Source organism: Microcystis sp. M44BS1, assembly GCF_020244875.1.
Taxonomy (GTDB): domain Bacteria; phylum Cyanobacteriota; class Cyanobacteriia; order Cyanobacteriales; family Microcystaceae; genus Microcystis; species Microcystis panniformis.
In genome coordinates this window covers 1-16220 of sequence record NZ_JADBVM010000250.1, presented here as the reverse complement: position 1 = coordinate 16220, position 16220 = coordinate 1, and the positions used below count along the sequence as shown (strand labels likewise).

Below are 16220 nucleotides of genomic sequence, written 5' to 3'. Positions count from 1 at the left end.
TAACAAGCGCAGACATTCCGCCTTCACCTTGGCTCGCTCTTTCTCGGCAATGTTCATCTTCGCCATCAAAGCTGAAGCAACCGGATTCGGTTGATTAAGAAAATCTCGCCAATTTAATCGATTTAACTGCACTACTTGATAGTTAAATTCTAACACCTTAAAATCGGGAAAATAGACCACATATTGACTAATCGCTTCTCTTTTTGGCTTTGAATAAGAAAAAATTACAATCGGATAAATCGGTAGGACAAATTTCTCATGAAAGCGAGCAAAATAAGTAAACATTCGCCGGTTAAACCCCTGGCGGGAACTTTCCTGCGCCTCGACATGAATCAGAAAAAAAGATTCTTTTCCGCGAAACTTAACTTGTGCGACTAAATCGCTTTCATACCTTTCTCCTTCCGTGACATCGGTAAATACTTCTTTGTCTAAAAAAGTAATCGAGTTTCTATCTAAATAATCCATCAATTGAGGAAAAAATAACTCGATAAATTCGACAAAAAAGGTGGAGATTAACTCCTTAAATAAGCGGTCATGGTCAATATTATTAGTCATGTAATGTCATCTTAACTAATCTGAGCGATGAATGACTACTCGTCCCTATTGTATTCTGAAAAGTCGGTTTTGGCAACGGATTGTTATGATCTCACCCCCTTAACCTACAGCGATTGCGAAATTCGCCCAAAATCCATCAGATTGAGCTAAATCGAACAAAACATCGTAAAAGGCAGGAAAAATCGGCCAAAGGATAGAAGTCATGACATTGACCTAGAAAGATTACTGCGGCTATTTTGTGGCAACAATCCCCAATTTTTCAAGACCCTGTAACATAAATTAACATTTATTACAAGAAAACGGGTTTCTCGAAGAAACCCGTTTTCTAAAAATGCTTCAAAATATTCGCTTAATGCTTCTTTCCTGACAGTATATATTAAGAAAAGCAACAAATGCTTTACAGATAAACAAAAGTATGCAACAAATTCTAGGATTAGAGACACAAGCAAAAATTTGGCATTGGCGGGGATTCAAAATCACCTATCAAAGTGCGGGGGAGACGGGACCTGCGATCGTGCTTGTGCATGGATTTGGGGCATCTTGGGGACATTGGCGGAAAAATATCCCCGTTTTAGGCGAAAAATGTCGCTGTTTTGCCCTAGATTTAATTGGTTTTGGCGGTTCCGACAAACCCGAACCGCAAAACGAGATCGATTACACTTTCGAGACTTGGGGGGCGCAAATTGCCGATTTTTGTCGGGAAGTGGTGGGGGGTGCTGCTTTTTTGGCGGGTAATTCCATCGGTTGTGTGGCCATTATGCAGGCTGCCGTCGATTATCCCGATTTTGTCCTTGGGGTGGCGGCGATTAATTGTTCCCTCAGACTACTGCACGAAAGAAAACGGGGGGAATTACCCTGGTATCGTCGTTTAGGCGCGGATATTGCCCAAATAATTCTCAAAAATAAAGCAATTGGGGCTTTTTTCTTCCAACAGATCGCTAAACCCCAGACAGTGCGTAAAATTCTCCTGCAAGCTTATCGGCGCTCGGAAGCGGTAACGGAGGAATTAGTAGAAATAATCCTAAAACCCGCCCGAGATCCAGGAGCGATCGAGGTTTTCCTCGCTTTTACCGCTTATTCCGGCGGCCCACTGCCAGAAGACCTGCTGCCGATTCTCCCCTGTCCAGCGATTCTGCTTTGGGGTAGCGAAGATCCCTGGGAACCCTTGTCCTTAGGCCAAGAATTAGCAAGATTCCCGACAGTAAAACAGTTTATCCCCTTAGCTGGTTTAGGCCACTGTCCCCAGGATGAGGCCCCAGAAATAGTTAATCCGATTTTATTAGAGTTCCTGCAAGCTTATAGCTAAGTTCCTCTAGTAACCAGAAGACCTGGTATTAATGGGTTGTTGGATGGAGAAACCTCGGTTAATACTTTGAGGGGGAACTTGATTGGGGGTGCCATTATTGTTGGGTGGCATTCCCTGATTGGGATAACCAGTGACGTTAGTTTGACTGCCGTAGACGGGGGGTTGATATACAGGGGGTTGATAATAGTTGGATTGGTTGCTAGAGCCAGGGACCGGGTTAGGGTTGGCATTGTTCTGGGGGGGTAGGGGTTGAACATTTTGTTGTTCAGGGGAATAATTTCCCTGGGGGTTAACTTGATTCGGGCTGCCCCCGGGGTTGAGATTAGGAGAATTATTCAAGTTAGCAGTCCGCGAGCGATTTTCGATTTCCCTTTGTAAAGGATAATTGCTAGTGTCGCCACTAATCGGTCGCACTTGAATCGGTTGCAGACTTTTACTAGCCTTCGGTGCCTGATTTTGCTTAGTCTGCGGCATTAACGGCGCAAATAAGGAGGGTTTCTGGTTGTTATCGGGATTAGTATTTAAAGGATTAAAAGGCTGCGTCGAGGCCGGTTTGTTCTGGCGGGCGGTATTATTATGGGCAGGAATGGCTGGCAATGGTACAGTACTGGGGAGAGGAGTATCGGTAATCTGGTTAGCCCGGATTTCCCGCTCCTCCAAGGACATTCCTGGGGTATCTAATACCGAACCCAACCATTCAGGGTTCTGTTGATATACCCACAAACCAATTAGAGCCAAGGAGAATATTCCTAACGGCAGCCAAAATAAAGGTTGGGCAAAGGGTTTTAATCCTGCCAGGAAATAGCGCATGGAAGAAGAATCTTTATAGTCACTCATACCGCTTAACCCTCTATAGGTTTTCCCCCATGCTATCAAATCATTAAGTAGTTAGGGTTGGCTGAAAAAGTTTTTCGTGGGGGCAGGGTGTGGGGTGTGGGGTGTGGGGTGTGGGGTTTTACCGACTTTCAGGTAGTCAGTTACCTAATTTTCAGAGAAAAAGTACCTCAATTTTCCCCCTGATCACTCCCATGCCTGGTACTTTTTGATTGACAAAAACTCTAAAAGCCTTATCCAACAAAGTTTTTAGATTTTTTCAGCAAGCCCTAGTTATCAGTGTTTTAGCCGTCAGCCTTGCACAACAGGTGACGCTTATCTGGAGAAAAAAGCTCAAGCTCTAGGTTTCAATCTTAAGAGTTTTCAGTTCCCCGTTCCCTGATACGGCGTACAATGATAAGATTGTCTTCAAAGATACAATAGGCGTTTGTCTTCGCTAGAGAGTTTATGAAAGTTGGCGATCGAGTTCGTGTAATTGAGTCCGTGGTAGTTTATCACCATCCTGAACACAAATCGGATCCTTTTGACGTGAAAGGATTAGAAGGAGAGGTGAAAGGGATTGTCACCGAATGGCGTGGTAGGCCGGTTAGCGCCAACCTACCCGTCCTCGTCGAGTTCAGTAAAAAGTTTAAAGCCCATTTTCGAGATTTTGAAGTAGAAATCCTGGAAAAAGCCGCCGAATAGGGACTTTTTCGCCTATTTAAGCGACAAAGCGAATAAATTTATTTTTGCCCACCTGTAGGACTTTTCCCGTTAAAGCTTCGGCTGTCTCAAAACTTTTGTCCACATCGGTGATTTTCTCGCTATCGATCCTCACCGCACCCCCCTGAATCTGTCTTCTCCCTTCGCCGCTACTTTTGCATAAGCTGGTGGCCGAGAGAAGATAGAATAATTTCAGGGGAAAAGTGACCGCTGCTAGGGAAAATTCGGGTACAGAAGCGGCTGCTGCCGTATTTCCCTGTAGAACTATCTCCTGCGCCGTTTTTTGTGCCTTTAATGCCTCCTCTTCTCCGTGAAACTGGGCAACTACCTCGATCGCCAGTTGTTTTTGTGCCTCCCGCGGATTGCTCGCAATAGCATCTAAGGGCAAATTTGTCAATAGTTCGTAATAATCTTTTAACAAAGCGTCGGGGGTTTTTTCCAGTTTCGAGTACATGGACAGGGCCGATTCCCGCAATCCCACATAATTATTCAGGGATTTGGACATTTTTTGACTGCCATCGGTTCCGATTAAAATCGGTAAAAGTAACCCGAATTGCGGTTTTTTGCCGAAATATTTCTGTAAATCGCGACCGACGGCAATATTAAATTTTTGATCGGTTCCTCCCAATTCGACATCGGCCTCGACAGCGACGGAATCATAACCCTGCATTAAGGGATAGAGAAATTCATGGAGAAAAATCGGGTTTTCCTGGTCGTAGCGTTCGGAAAAGCCTTCTTTTGCCAACATTTGCCCGACGGTCATGGTGGAGAGGAGTTCGAGAATTTGCGAGAGGTCTAATTTCCCCAACCATTCCGAGTTATAGCGAATTTCTAGGCGATTAGGGGTGTTAAAATCTAAAATTGGGCGTAATTGTGCCAGATAATTCTCGGCATTAGCTCTCACTTCTTCGCTCGTCAATTGTTTTCTAACTTCCGATTTTCCCGTCGGATCGCCGATTCTAGCGGTAAAATCACCAATAATCACCACTGCTACATGACCAGCATCCTGGAAAGCACGCAGTTTCCGAAAAGGGATACTATGACCTAGGTGAATATCGCTGCCGGTGGGGTCAATACCTAGTTTAATTCTTAAAGGGCGATCGGTAGTTTGCAGTAGTTGGGTTAAATTTTCCCTAGGCTCTTGGGAGTCGGGTTGATGGGGGAATAGGTCACTGGTGCCACGGGTTAGCCAGTCTAGGGAGGAAGATACGGTCATTGTTGCTCATTTTCCACAGCCTTCCCATTATAGTTTTTTATTATGCCAAGTAACAAGCCAAAGGTAAATAAACTGGTATCTTCAGTAAAAGTCGATAACATCTTGACAATTCTCCCGATCGAATATAGAGTCTTAAAATCTTCTTTTTCAAAATTATCAAAAAATTTTTCTGTCTTGAATTGCGATCAGATAAGCCGATGAATCCTAGTTATAATAACTCTATACCAGTGCAGAGTATCAAAGTTTCCGTAATTGTTTCTACCTATAAATCAGCGGAGTTTATCCGGGGTTGTTTAGAGGATTTAGTTACTCAAACTCTTTACGAAAAGGGAGAATTAGAAATTATTATTATCGATAGTGCTTCTCCAGAGAATGAAGGGGAGATTATCCAAGAGTTTCAAGAAAATTATCCTAATATTATTTACCAGAGAACTAGAGAACGAGAAACCCTCTACTGCGCTTGGAATCGTGCTATTAAACTAGCTAGGGGTTCCTATCTCACCAATGGGAATACTGATGATCGTCGCTGTTTTAATGCTCTGGAAATTATGGCTAATTATCTAGATAATAATAGAGAGATTAGTTTAGTTTATGCCAATCAATTAATTACTACAATCAAAAATGATACTTTTGCCACTACCCCAGCTTTAAAACATTGGAATTGGCCAAATTACTCCTATCAACAGATGCGTCAAGGTTGTTGTGTGGGTTCTCAACCAATGTGGCGAAAAATGCTGCACCATAAATATGGTTATTTTCAGGAAAATTTTCGCTGTGCTGGTGATTACGAATTTTGGTTAAGAATCGGCAGTCAAGGGGAAAAAATGGCTTTGATTCCTGAGATTTTAGGCTTATATTATTTAAATCTCCAAGGCTTAGAACATGGCAGTAATGGTCAAGCATTACAGGAACATTATCAAGTGTGTAAAATCTATGAAATTCCTCACCCAGACATTAAGGATATAGAAATTAAACCTAATCCAGTTAAGATGGAAGATTTAGGCATAATTTTACAGGAAGAGGAGCGAGAAAAATTACAAACAATTCAAGCTATCTCCCAGAAGAAACCCCCAATTATTGTTATTGATGGCGTAATTTTTCAAATCGATCAAGGAAAATTAGCCGGGGTTTGGTCTTCAATTCTAGAGCATTGGAGTCAATTAGAATTGAGTCAACACATTGTTATTTTAGATAGAAATAACAGCGCACCAAGATGGGAAGAATTTAAATATTGGCCCGCAGAATCCTACGATTATAATTGTACGGGAAAGGATGCCAGAAAAGTCCAAGCTATTTGCGATCACCTACAGGCTAATTTATTTATTTCCACTTTTTATACCAGTCCCTTAACCACTCCTTCTCTACTTTTTCTTGCTTCTGAGTTCCCAGAAGAAAACGGCAATTTACCAGTGAATTTAGAAAAACACTATGCAATTTTATCCGCTTCTAGAATCATCGCTTTTTCCTCTGATATTGCCCAAGATTTAAGAAGGTTATACCCAAAAATTTCCAGGGAACAAATTGATATTATCGAGTTTTTTGAAGTTAATCAAAAAATAGCGGAAGAAATCACTGATTTTCTCTGGTATGCGCTCAGTGAAACTAAGGAATCAAGTCAGAATCAAGTCTGGTTAGAGTTAAGAAAATTACAGGAAGCACAACAGACAATGTATCTGAAACAACAGCAAGATTATCATACTATGCAAGGGATGGGAATATCCCTAAAAGAATTAGATAATAATTATAACTATCTCCAGAAAAATAATCAGGAATTACGGGAAGAAATTAACTATTTGTCCTCCCGTAAGGGAATAGTAAAAAACCTATCGAAAACTTCTATTTTACTTCTTGCTAAGATCAAGAAAAAACTCCCAATTTTTTAGGGAATTAAGGGAAAGTTTCCTAACAATGCTCCGATCCTGGCGCGGCAGCGACTAAAAGTGGTAAAGTAATGTTAAGAATTAGAGGAGAAAACACTGTGCCACATTCGATCGTCACTGAAATTTGTGAAGGGGTTGCCGATTGCGTTTCCGCTTGTCCTGTTGCTTGCATCCATCCCGGACCGGGTAAAAATGTTAAAGGAACCGATTGGTATTGGATTGATTTTGCCACTTGTATCGACTGTGGTATCTGTCTACAAGTATGCCCCGTCGAAGGTGCAATTCTGCCACAAGAACGTCCCGATTTACAAAAAACTCCCTAATTTATCAGTTATCAGTTATCAGTTATCAGTTATCAGATGTGAGTTTTCAGTTCACTGATTACTGTTGACTGAAAATGCTTCCCACTTCCCAATTCATAATTCATATTACTGTCTCCTATCTCCTTTTTACCTTACCATGGATTATCTTTTAGAAGTTGAACAAGTTTATGCTGGTTATGTGCAGGATTTATACATATTGCAAGGGGTTAACTTTCGCATTGCACCGGGGGAATTAGTCACGGTTATCGGTCCCAATGGTGCGGGAAAATCTACCCTCGCTAAGACGATTTTTGGTTTATTAAAACCCAGTGCTGGAACTATCACTTTTAAGGGACAAAATATCGCCGGTTGGAAATCTAATCAAATCGTTCCCCTCGGAATGGGTTATGTTCCCCAAATTGCTAATGTTTTTCCATCCCTGAGCATTGAAGAAAACCTTGAAATGGGAGCTTTTACGAGCAAAGGAAATATAAAATCTTTAAAAGAGCGCATTTATGCCATGTTTCCTCGTTTGGACGAGCGCCGTCGTCAGAAAGCTGGCACTTTATCCGGAGGAGAAAGACAGATGTTAGCCATGGGACGAGCGCTGATGTTGCAACCGGATTTATTAATTCTCGATGAACCTTCAGCAGCTTTATCTCCTATTTTAGTAACCAGCGTTTTTGAACAGATAAAAGCGATTAATCAGACGGGAACTGCCATTATTTTAGTAGAACAGAATGCCAAAAAAGCCCTAATGATGTCCGATCGAGGTTATGTTTTAGAAAGTGGTCAAGATCGTTTTCAGGGATCGGGTCAAGATTTACTCAATAACCCGAAAGTAGGGGAATTATACCTCGGGGCGGCTTATCATGGTGCCAAACGAGATGATTAGGAATTTGTTAAGGATTGAGGGGGATTTTGATTTCTTCCCAGAATTTAGCGATAGGATAGTAATTGAGTACAAATCTCTACGGCCCTGATGTCAAGGTGATAAGCCAGCAAACCCTAAATATATCTGTGGATATTTATTCATCGATCAAGACAGTTGTGCTACTGCATTGAGAGCATAACTTTTAGTAATAAAAGGAGAAGTCATGGCTGTTAAAAGTCCTCCGTAATCAAGATTAAAACTGACTTCGCTTCCTACTTTTAACCTCTTGTTATGACTATCAAGAACTAGATGATCGCTACTAGAACCTAATATTTTTATCTCCTGACTTGTTTGTAATCCAGAGATAAGAATATCCTGTCTTCCTAATGCAATAATAACTCGACGGTGAATGCCTTGATCGATAAAGCTGGGAACATTACCAAAAGCATCTCGACCAATTTCTCCAGAGGGTAGAGATGGTTTATCTTTAGATTCGATTACTTCAGCAATTAACCGAAAAGCATCGGTATATAAGCCGGGTATAACTTGTCGATTAACTGTTTCACAACCTAATAAAATTGATTCTCCTAAACGCAGATTATTAATCCGACCAACTTCGCTACTTTTTTGATACCATTGATAGTTAGCAGAATTGCCTCCTGAAATAATCGGTAATTTTATTAAAAATTCCTGCTCAATTGTATCTGTTAACACAGATAATTTGCTCATATTATGGCTATCAGGTTTAATACCTCCATAACAAGCCAAATTACAACCCAGTCCAATAATTTTGATAAAGGGAAAAGCGAGGGTCTTTTTGATGAACTTGACCAGATCTTTCGGCAGTACACCTTCGCGTAAATCCCCTAACTCCGTCATGATAATAATGCGGTGTATTTTTTGCTTTTCTTGAGCATAATAGGAAAGTTCCTGAATTGTTGCTAATTCGGTATTTAAGCTGATATCTGCAATGTTAACCACTGATTCTGCTTGACTCAAGGCCGTACGCAACAGAACAAAAGTTGTCACTATTCCTGCTTGTTTCATTTTGAGAATATTTTCGATTCGAGAGTCAGCGATAAAGTTGACTCCACCTTGAATCATCGCCAAGGCGATCGAGGGATCACCCAAAATCGCTTTGGAAACTCCCATCACAGAAAGTCCCTTGCTGCCGTAGAATTGGCAGAGTAAACGAGCATTATGGCGTATTTTCGGGAGAGAAATCTCGATTCTGGGTAAAAGGTCTTTCATCAGCCTATTTGCTCCCAATTGCGGGAATTGCAGCTAAAATTTCCCCTTTGATTTTCCGGTTTAATTTCGGAAAGCGATCGCATAAAGCTTGGACTAATTTCTCACATCCGTATAACAAAACATCAGTAGTCGGTAACTGAAAATCTCGCTCATATTTGGCAATAATACGCTCAGTGGCCGCTGCAGTGAGATTTTCGTGATTAATCGCAATAGCGATAACTTGAGTGGGAGAAATTGCCTCAATTAGTGAAATTTCTTCCTGTAATTTTGGCATGGCTAAATGAGGAAAATCACAGCGAAATTTTCGGGCTGGGGGATGTTGTAAAATAATCCCATCGGGCCTACTTCCTTTCAAAATTCCCAGGGAACTCATAAAAGCAGGATGACTCAGAGAACTTTGTCCTTCCACTAAAATAATATCGGGTTTTTCTTGCTCAAAAGCTTGAACCACAGCATTTTCAATTTCACCGATGACAAATTGAGAAACCAAAGCATCGATCGAAACCCCATATCTTGCTCCCTGCATCAAGCTAGTTTGTCCAGTAGCGACTAAGACAGACTTAATACCCAAGCCTTGGAGAGTTTGATTAACTGCCACCGCAGTGGTCATTTTTCCGCAAGCACAATCGGTTCCTAAAAAGGCAATAACGGGTATATTTACTTGGGAAATTTGCCCAGTAAATACATGAAGATCAGCTAATTGTGGTGGTTTACGAATGTCTGTAATTTGCACACCATACTGACTAGCTTGCTCCCTAAATTCTAAATCTTCGGAGAAGAATTGATGCAAACCATTAATAATCTCCATTCCTTGTGCCATTGCTTCTAAAATTAGCAGCCTTTCTAGGGGGGGAATAAACGCTTCTAAGGGTGCTTTGCCGTAGATATAACAATTGGGAACATCTCTAAGTTTTTCTAAGGCTGCTTGTAAATTGGCAAAAATGGGAATATGATTTTTTTTATCTCCTAATGCTTCTCCCGCATCTTTTCCCGCTAAGGAACTATCCAGCACACCAACAATTGTATATATTTCTGATTGTCGGATCAAGCCAGCTGCCGTTTTTCCGTCCACACGTCCAAACTGATTTTCACAGTAAATTAAAGCCGTTTTTTTCGTTGATACCACTTTCTTAATCTCCTGAATATTAGATAATTGAAATTTCACTCCTAACTCCCAGTAAGACTATTTATTCTTCTTCTTCTATAGCATAATTATCTGGATCGATAATATCGTCTAGTTCTTCTAAAATTTGCAAATCGGGATGAGCATCAGATTGACGTAATTTTAATCTTCCTGTCCGTTCTAACCAATGGAGAAGGGTTTCTTTGGAAGTTATCTGCATAACAGGAATTGCCTGATAGCGAGGTTCTTGACTAAGAGAAGGATTAAATTTCATACCTGTTGAATTTCCTTTGAGAAGTTAACTCTATTGGTTGTTCTATTGTTGATCACGAAGCAACCCACAAAAAACTGAAAAAAATTGTCAAGTTTAGCAAAGTAAAAAAGTTCAGCTGTCAGATTTACTATTTGGACAGATAGATAGAGTCGGTTCCAATATATGCTCCCGATACTTGGGATGCAGACTCTATGGTGTAAATTAAAGTTTTCCTGTCTCGCTCAACTTAAATGTCAATCCTACGGTTTTTATCTAGCTAACGGAAAAGGTGATTAATAACACCAAAGCAACCAACAAAACCGCACCTACTCCTTGCAAAATATACCATTTTTGCTGTTCTAAAGATGGGGATTTTGATAGATAAATCTTGGGTTCGCTACCATAGTTATTGATGATTCCTTCATCATCTACTGTATAGCCCTCTGGGAGAGGTATATTAAGTGATTGATAGTTTTGCCCGTTTATATCTAGTTTAACCTCAGCAGGAATTAATTCACTTCCATCGCTTGGGGAATAGACTGTCGCACCTGTCTCTTGATTAGATTTAGTAGAGTAGTGCATGATCATCTCTCTTCAAAATCTGAGTATAACACAGAATAAGGCGAAATGGTTTTTCGGCTAATTTTTTCCTAGGGCTTTAATCAGCAAATTTGGCTAATGTCGGCAAATTAAAGCCAAAAATATGATTTTATAACTTGACAAAGCTAGATAAAAACATTTAGTCATCTCGCTATTTACTTTTTAGCATACCAGCGCCATAAAACTCGCGCTAAACGTTGGGGATCGTGACGAACTTTGGCAGTAACTTCATCTTCTGCCATTACATTCGCTAAAACAATGCGATAACCCATTTTTCCCACTTCCTCGCGATCTAAAAAGACGGGATGACTATGCTCTTGGGCGTATAATTGTAGGGATTGGGGCGATGGTGCAGTTCTTTGGGCCAAAACCGCATCAAAGACGCGTTCTTCACAAACTCCTTCGATTGCTCGCAAATGATCAGCTACCGAATAATTATCCGTTTCCCCCGGCTGGGTCATAATATTACAAACATAGACGCGGGGAACCGTCACCTCTGCTAGGGCCTGACGAATTGCGGGAACCAACAAATTAGGGATAATACTGGTATAAAGACTACCCGGCCCGATAATAATATAATCTGCTTCCTTGATTGCCGCTAAAGCAGCCGGTAAAGCGACCGGATCGGCAGGATGACAGCCAATCTGACGAATTTGCCCCATAGCTTCGGTTATCTTCGATTCTCCCTCAATAATGCGCCCATCGGCTAACTTAGCCCAGAGACTAACATCGGTAAGGGTAGCAGGTAGCACTTTGCCGCGAATGGCCAAAACTTTAGCACTAGCATCGATCGCCTGTTCCAGATCGCCGGTAATCTCGGTCATAGCGCTGATAAATAAATTACCAAAACTGTGGCCCGATAAACCATCCCCGGCATGAAAGCGATATTGAAACAATTCCGTTAATAACTTTTCCTCATCGGCTAAAGCGGCGATACAATTGCGAATATCCCCCGGGGGTAAAATGCCCATTTCCCGGCGTAATCGGCCTGAAGAACCGCCATCATCAGCTACGGTGACAATAGCGGTGATATTGGAACTATACTGTTTTAAACCGCGTAAAAGCGTCGATAAACCCGTACCGCCACCGATCGCCACAATTTTCGGGCCGCGATGGAGACGACGATGGGTGCGTAGGCGATCGACTAATTCCTCCGATGCGTCCGGTTGTAGTGCTTCTGTAATCGTTTCGACGGTGCGACTCTGACCCCAGAATAACAAAAAGACACCCAGCAAAACCGCCAGTGGCCCAGAAACAGAATTAGGGACCAAACGAGCGATCGTTTCTAATGCTTGGGAAACAAACTCTAAAAAGCGATTAACCGGGGTTAATTTTACCCAAATAGCCAAACCGAAGGAGGTGAGAAAAACCCCGGTTAAACTAATTAAAAGCCAGCGTTTGACAAAAAGACCGGGAGAAAGCCATTTAAACCAACGATTAACCCGTTTAGGCGTTTTTCTGCCCACAGAAGCGGCTATTTTCCCCTTCTGAGCGTTGAGTTCCCGTAGCGTCTGTTTAAATGGACTCATAGATGTGGCCTGGCAGCGAACGCATTGATTCTGGAGAGACTGTAGCCGAAAAAGGGGACAAACTCAAGCTGAATTAACCCCCCACTTGGGAATAGGCTGCATCGGAAATTGTGGGAATATCGGCGTATTTGCCGATAAACGACTGTATAATGCTGTAAACACAGGCGGCAAATGCTCCCAAAAAGACGACGTTAAAAAGAGTTTCTACCAGCAAATTCGCCCCTAAACCCCTAGCGATGAAACCTAAGGCCAATCCCAATAAATACACCAAAATATCGATTAAAATCGCCTGCATGGTGTTAAACCGGATAAAATGACTGATGCGGGGATTGCGTACCACGGCCAAAAAGAGGACGAAAAAGATAATTAAACTGCCAAAGCTTCCCAGAGAACTATAGAGAAAAGCTAAGGGAGTTAAAACTATTGCTAAGGCCGCTCCTAAAAAAGGGATTTGCCGAAAGATAAAGATACCGAAGGCAAAGGCCGAATATAAGGGTAAAAGATATACTAAAGCTGCAAAAATGCGATCTTTTGTATCGGTTGAGCCGCGCCAAGTCATAATCTATCGTCTCCTGAGACTACTGCTAACTCTCTTCAAGATAACCCGGCAGCCCACCAGACTTCCCATAACCGAAGAAATCGATCGAGGCCGAACATTGCTAGGCCTCGATCGAGTTATTCTCAAACAGAGACGGGGTGCTTGCTTTCCTGTAACAGAGCCAGATATTCCTCCTTAAAATACTGTAGGGTACTTAAAATCGGATTGGGAGCGCTTTGACCAAGACCACAAAGACTGGTTTCTTTAACCATTTGACAGAGATGTTCTAGGTTTTCGAGGTCGTGAATATCGGCCTTTCCGTCGATAATTTTGGCCAATAATTCAAACATTTGTACTGTTCCCGTGCGACAGGGGATACATTTACCACAGGACTCCTCGCGACAGAATTCCATATAGAATTTCGCTACTTTGACCATACTGGTACTATCATCCATAACCACCATACCCCCGGATCCCATCATTGAACCGAGTTTGGCTAAGGATTCGTAATCCACGGGAGTATCGAGTAAATTAGCGGGAATACAACCCCCAGAGGGGCCGCCGGTTTGTACCGCTTTTACTTGACCATCGGGAACACCACCCCCCATCTCCTCGACAATTTCCCGGAGAGTAATGCCCATTGGCACTTCAATCAGCCCATTATTGCAGATTTTTCCCGTTAAAGCGAAGATTTTTGTCCCTTTACTGCTGGCAGTACCGATATTGGCATACCAAGCGGCCCCCTCGCGGATAATAGCGGCGATATTAGCGTAGGACTCGACGTTATTAATCAGGGTGGGACAACCATCGAGGCCCGATTGGGCCGGATAGGGGGGACGGGTGCGGGGAGTGCCGCGGCCGCCTTCAATGGAATGGATGAGAGCGGTTTCCTCTCCACAGACAAAAGCTCCCGCTCCGATGCGGATATCCACCTTAAAATCGAAAGTGGACTCGAATACTTGGGAACCCATTAAACCGAATTTTTTGGCCTGATTAATCGCTTTTTGCAAACGATCGATCGCTAGGGGATATTCGGCTCTAACATAGATATAACCATGATCGGCCCCCACGGCATAGGCAGCGATCGCCATTCCTTCCAGGACTAAATGGGGGTCACTTTCCAAAACACTACGGTCCATAAACGCCCCGGGGTCGCCTTCATCAGCATTACAGATAACGTATTTTTGTTTACCCGGTTGTTTAGCCACCGTCGCCCATTTTAAACCGGTGGGATAACCGGCACCACCCCGGCCGCGTAAACCGCTTTTGATGATTTCCTCCACCACCTGGGCCGGAGTCATCTCGTAGAGGGCCTTGTAGAGAGATTGATAGCCACCGACGGCGATATATTCCTCAATGCGATCGGGATCGATTTTACCGCTATTTTCCCGGACAATTTTGACCTGATGGGAGAAAAAGGGATGTTTTGAGTCCCCTAATTGCACCTCGGTTTTGCCGCCGTTTAAGGCCGCAATAATGCTGGCCGCACTTTCCGGGGTGACTTCTTCGTATAAGAGATCCTGGGGATCCACTTCCACCAACGGACCGCGACCACAAAAACCCATACAACCGACCCCGACCACTTCGACTGCATCCTCTAGGTCTGCTTCTTTGACGGCAGTGGCGAGGTTTTTTTTGATTTGGAGGGAGTTAGCAGCTTGGCAACCGGTGGAAGTGCAACAATGCACCCGGATGCTTTTTTGTCTAGTTTTTTCTTTCTCGGCCACTGCCAATAATTCTTGTAAGTCCATATTCTTCTCAATCCACTAAAGTGAAAAATTACTGGGAGAAACTCTTTAGTTTTGCTAAGACAGTTTCCGAATCTTGTTTCGGGGCCACGACTCCATCGAAGACCACGGCCGGCGCAATCCCACAGGCCCCGATACAACGGGCCGACACTAGGGAAATTTCTCCATCGGCGGTGGTTTCTCCCACTTTGACATCAAAGGTGTTTTCGATGTCTTCGAGGATTTTGCCGCTGCCTTTGACATAACAAGCAGTCCCCATACAGACGATACAGGTGTGTTTTCCCGCCGGTTTCAGGGAAAAGAGATGGTAGAAGGTTGCTACCCCATAGACGCGACTGAGGGGCAGTTTTAGCGCCCGGGCAACGTAGAGGAGAACATCTTCTTCTAGGAATCCAAAGGCTTCTTGGGCTTTGTGCAGGACTTCAATCAGGGCTGATTGATTATATCCTGCCCGCTTCATGGTAATGTCGAGGACTTTGAAGCGTTTATCGCCACTGGGATGCTCTTTTTTCTCCGTTTGACGAGGATTGGCAGTTTGCATAAATCTGAACCAAATAAATTTTAGGGGCGATGACGGGAAAAAGATGGAGAGTTGTCGGTTTTCCTTGGTCATCTCCCTGCTTTTATTCTGACACTGGCTCCAGAGGGCGATCAATAACTTTATCTTTCCTTTAGTTATTGGGGGATAGGGGATTTTTCGGCCTTGTCAAATTGAAAGATGCTCCGAATCAGCCTGGAACTGAAATTACTTTGATAGCAAGGATTGCATTGCATCTTTCCTATAATAGTGTTTAATCAACGAATAGGGCCTTTTATGGCGGGCTTAAGTGGGGAACAAGAGTCGCTCGATTTAGCAGTGGAATATAGCTAGGTAATAGCTGTAGGGCTAATTCATGAATTAGCCCTACAATCAATTATGATGAACCCTGGAAATAGAAAACGGGTTTCTTCGATAAACCCGTTTTCTGCGGGTTTTTTTGCGGGCAGCATCCCCCTCTCCTCGTAGGTTAAAGGGATGAGGTCATAACAATCTGTTGCCACAACCGACTTTTCAGAATACAATAGAGAAGAGTAGTCATTCATCGCTCAGATTAGTTAAGATGACATTACATGACTAATAATATTGACCATGATCGCTTATTTAAGGAGTTAATCTCCACCTTTTTTGTCGAATTTATCGAGTTATTTTTCCCTCAATTGATAGATTATTTAGATAGGGACTCGATTACTTTTTTAGACAAAGAAGTATTTACCGATGTCACCGAAGGAGAAAGACATGAAAGCGATTTAGTCGCACAGGTTAAGTTTCGAGGAAAAGAATCGTTTTTTCTGATTCATGTGGAGGCGCAGGAAAGTTCCCGCAAGTGGTTTAACCGGCGAATGTTTACTTATTTTGCTCGCTTTCATGAGAAATTTGTCTTACCGATTTATCCGATTGTAATTTTCTCTTATTCAAAGCCAAAAAGAGAAGCGATTAGTCAATATGTAGTCGATTTTCCCGATTTTAAG

General features: G+C 42.6%; 17 protein-coding genes. 6 read left to right on the top strand and 11 right to left on the bottom strand.

Going from position 1 to position 16220, the window contains the following annotated elements; translation table 11 throughout:
* The coding region (locus tag IM515_RS19695; protein ID WP_502881977.1) for an Rpn family recombination-promoting nuclease/putative transposase at positions 1–555 on the bottom strand (555 nt) is incomplete at its 3' end.
* 415 nt (positions 556–970) lie between these two features.
* On the opposite strand from IM515_RS19695, the gene IM515_RS19690 reads away from it, so the two are divergent.
* Positions 971–1861 (top strand): alpha/beta fold hydrolase, encoded by an 891-nt coding sequence (locus IM515_RS19690; RefSeq protein WP_287629365.1) that lies wholly within the window; start codon positions 971–973, stop codon positions 1859–1861.
* A gap of 6 nt (positions 1862–1867) precedes the next feature.
* On the opposite strand, the gene IM515_RS19685 is transcribed toward IM515_RS19690, so the two are convergent.
* On the bottom strand, positions 1868–2698 hold the full coding sequence (locus tag IM515_RS19685; protein WP_287629364.1) for a hypothetical protein: 831 nt from the start codon (positions 2696–2698) through the stop codon (positions 1868–1870).
* A gap of 444 nt (positions 2699–3142) precedes the next feature.
* On the opposite strand from IM515_RS19685, the gene IM515_RS19680 reads away from it, so the two are divergent.
* Entirely contained in the window at positions 3143–3379 is a 237-nt protein-coding gene (locus IM515_RS19680; protein WP_193960963.1) for a ferredoxin-thioredoxin reductase variable chain, read from the top strand.
* A 16-nt stretch (positions 3380–3395) separates the two neighbouring features.
* On the opposite strand, the gene tyrS is transcribed toward IM515_RS19680, so the two are convergent.
* Positions 3396–4613 carry a tyrosine--tRNA ligase gene (gene tyrS, locus IM515_RS19675; RefSeq protein WP_193960962.1) on the bottom strand — a complete coding sequence of 406 codons (1218 nt, stop codon included), beginning with the start codon at positions 4611–4613 and terminating at the stop codon, positions 3396–3398.
* 197 nt (positions 4614–4810) lie between these two features.
* On the opposite strand from tyrS, the gene IM515_RS19670 reads away from it, so the two are divergent.
* The 3 genes from IM515_RS19670 (at position 4811) to IM515_RS19660 (ending at position 7690) form a co-directional block, all read left to right on the top strand.
* On the top strand, positions 4811–6496 hold the full coding sequence (locus IM515_RS19670; protein ID WP_287629363.1) for a glycosyltransferase: 1686 nt from the start codon (positions 4811–4813) through the stop codon (positions 6494–6496).
* A gap of 95 nt (positions 6497–6591) precedes the next feature.
* Positions 6592–6816, top strand: a complete 225-nt coding sequence (locus IM515_RS19665; RefSeq protein ID WP_287629362.1) for a ferredoxin family protein — start codon at positions 6592–6594, stop codon at positions 6814–6816.
* 136 nt (positions 6817–6952) lie between these two features.
* Positions 6953–7690 carry an ABC transporter ATP-binding protein gene (locus tag IM515_RS19660; protein ID WP_287629360.1) on the top strand — a complete coding sequence of 246 codons (738 nt, stop codon included), beginning with the start codon at positions 6953–6955 and terminating at the stop codon, positions 7688–7690.
* Between the two features lie 144 nt (positions 7691–7834).
* On the opposite strand, the gene IM515_RS19655 is transcribed toward IM515_RS19660, so the two are convergent.
* The 8 genes from IM515_RS19655 to hoxE all read right to left on the bottom strand — a co-directional run bounded on the left by IM515_RS19655 (position 7835) and on the right by hoxE (position 15252).
* Positions 7835–8920 carry an alanine/ornithine racemase family PLP-dependent enzyme gene (locus IM515_RS19655; protein WP_002762913.1) on the bottom strand — a complete coding sequence of 362 codons (1086 nt, stop codon included), beginning with the start codon at positions 8918–8920 and terminating at the stop codon, positions 7835–7837.
* 4 nt (positions 8921–8924) lie between these two features.
* Positions 8925–10085, bottom strand: coding sequence for an N-acetyltransferase DgcN family protein (locus tag IM515_RS19650; protein WP_287698146.1), 1161 nt, complete (start codon positions 10083–10085; stop codon positions 8925–8927).
* A gap of 22 nt (positions 10086–10107) precedes the next feature.
* The gene (locus tag IM515_RS19645) at positions 10108–10317 is read right to left on the bottom strand and encodes a DUF3134 family protein (RefSeq protein ID WP_008198246.1); all 210 of its coding nucleotides are present in this window, start codon (positions 10315–10317) and stop codon (positions 10108–10110) included.
* A 252-nt stretch (positions 10318–10569) separates the two neighbouring features.
* Positions 10570–10878, bottom strand: coding sequence for a photosystem II assembly protein Psb34 (gene psb34, locus IM515_RS19640; RefSeq protein ID WP_002734380.1), 309 nt, complete (start codon positions 10876–10878; stop codon positions 10570–10572).
* 173 nt (positions 10879–11051) lie between these two features.
* Positions 11052–12425, bottom strand: a complete 1374-nt coding sequence (locus IM515_RS19635; protein ID WP_002767184.1) for a gluconeogenesis factor YvcK family protein — start codon at positions 12423–12425, stop codon at positions 11052–11054.
* Between the two features lie 73 nt (positions 12426–12498).
* Positions 12499–12984 (bottom strand): Tic20 family protein, encoded by a 486-nt coding sequence (locus tag IM515_RS19630; RefSeq protein WP_002767182.1) that lies wholly within the window; start codon positions 12982–12984, stop codon positions 12499–12501.
* 122 nt (positions 12985–13106) lie between these two features.
* Positions 13107–14714: an NADH-quinone oxidoreductase subunit NuoF gene (gene nuoF / locus IM515_RS19625; RefSeq protein ID WP_287629358.1), complete on the bottom strand. Its 1608-nt coding sequence runs from the start codon at positions 14712–14714 to the stop codon at positions 13107–13109.
* Between the two features lie 28 nt (positions 14715–14742).
* Positions 14743–15252 carry a bidirectional hydrogenase complex protein HoxE gene (gene hoxE / locus IM515_RS19620; RefSeq protein WP_287629356.1) on the bottom strand — a complete coding sequence of 170 codons (510 nt, stop codon included), beginning with the start codon at positions 15250–15252 and terminating at the stop codon, positions 14743–14745.
* 569 nt (positions 15253–15821) lie between these two features.
* Here hoxE and IM515_RS19615 point away from each other — a divergent pair.
* Positions 15822–16220, top strand: a 399-nt coding sequence (locus tag IM515_RS19615) for an Rpn family recombination-promoting nuclease/putative transposase (protein ID WP_287698144.1), incomplete at its 3' end; no start/stop codon positions are given.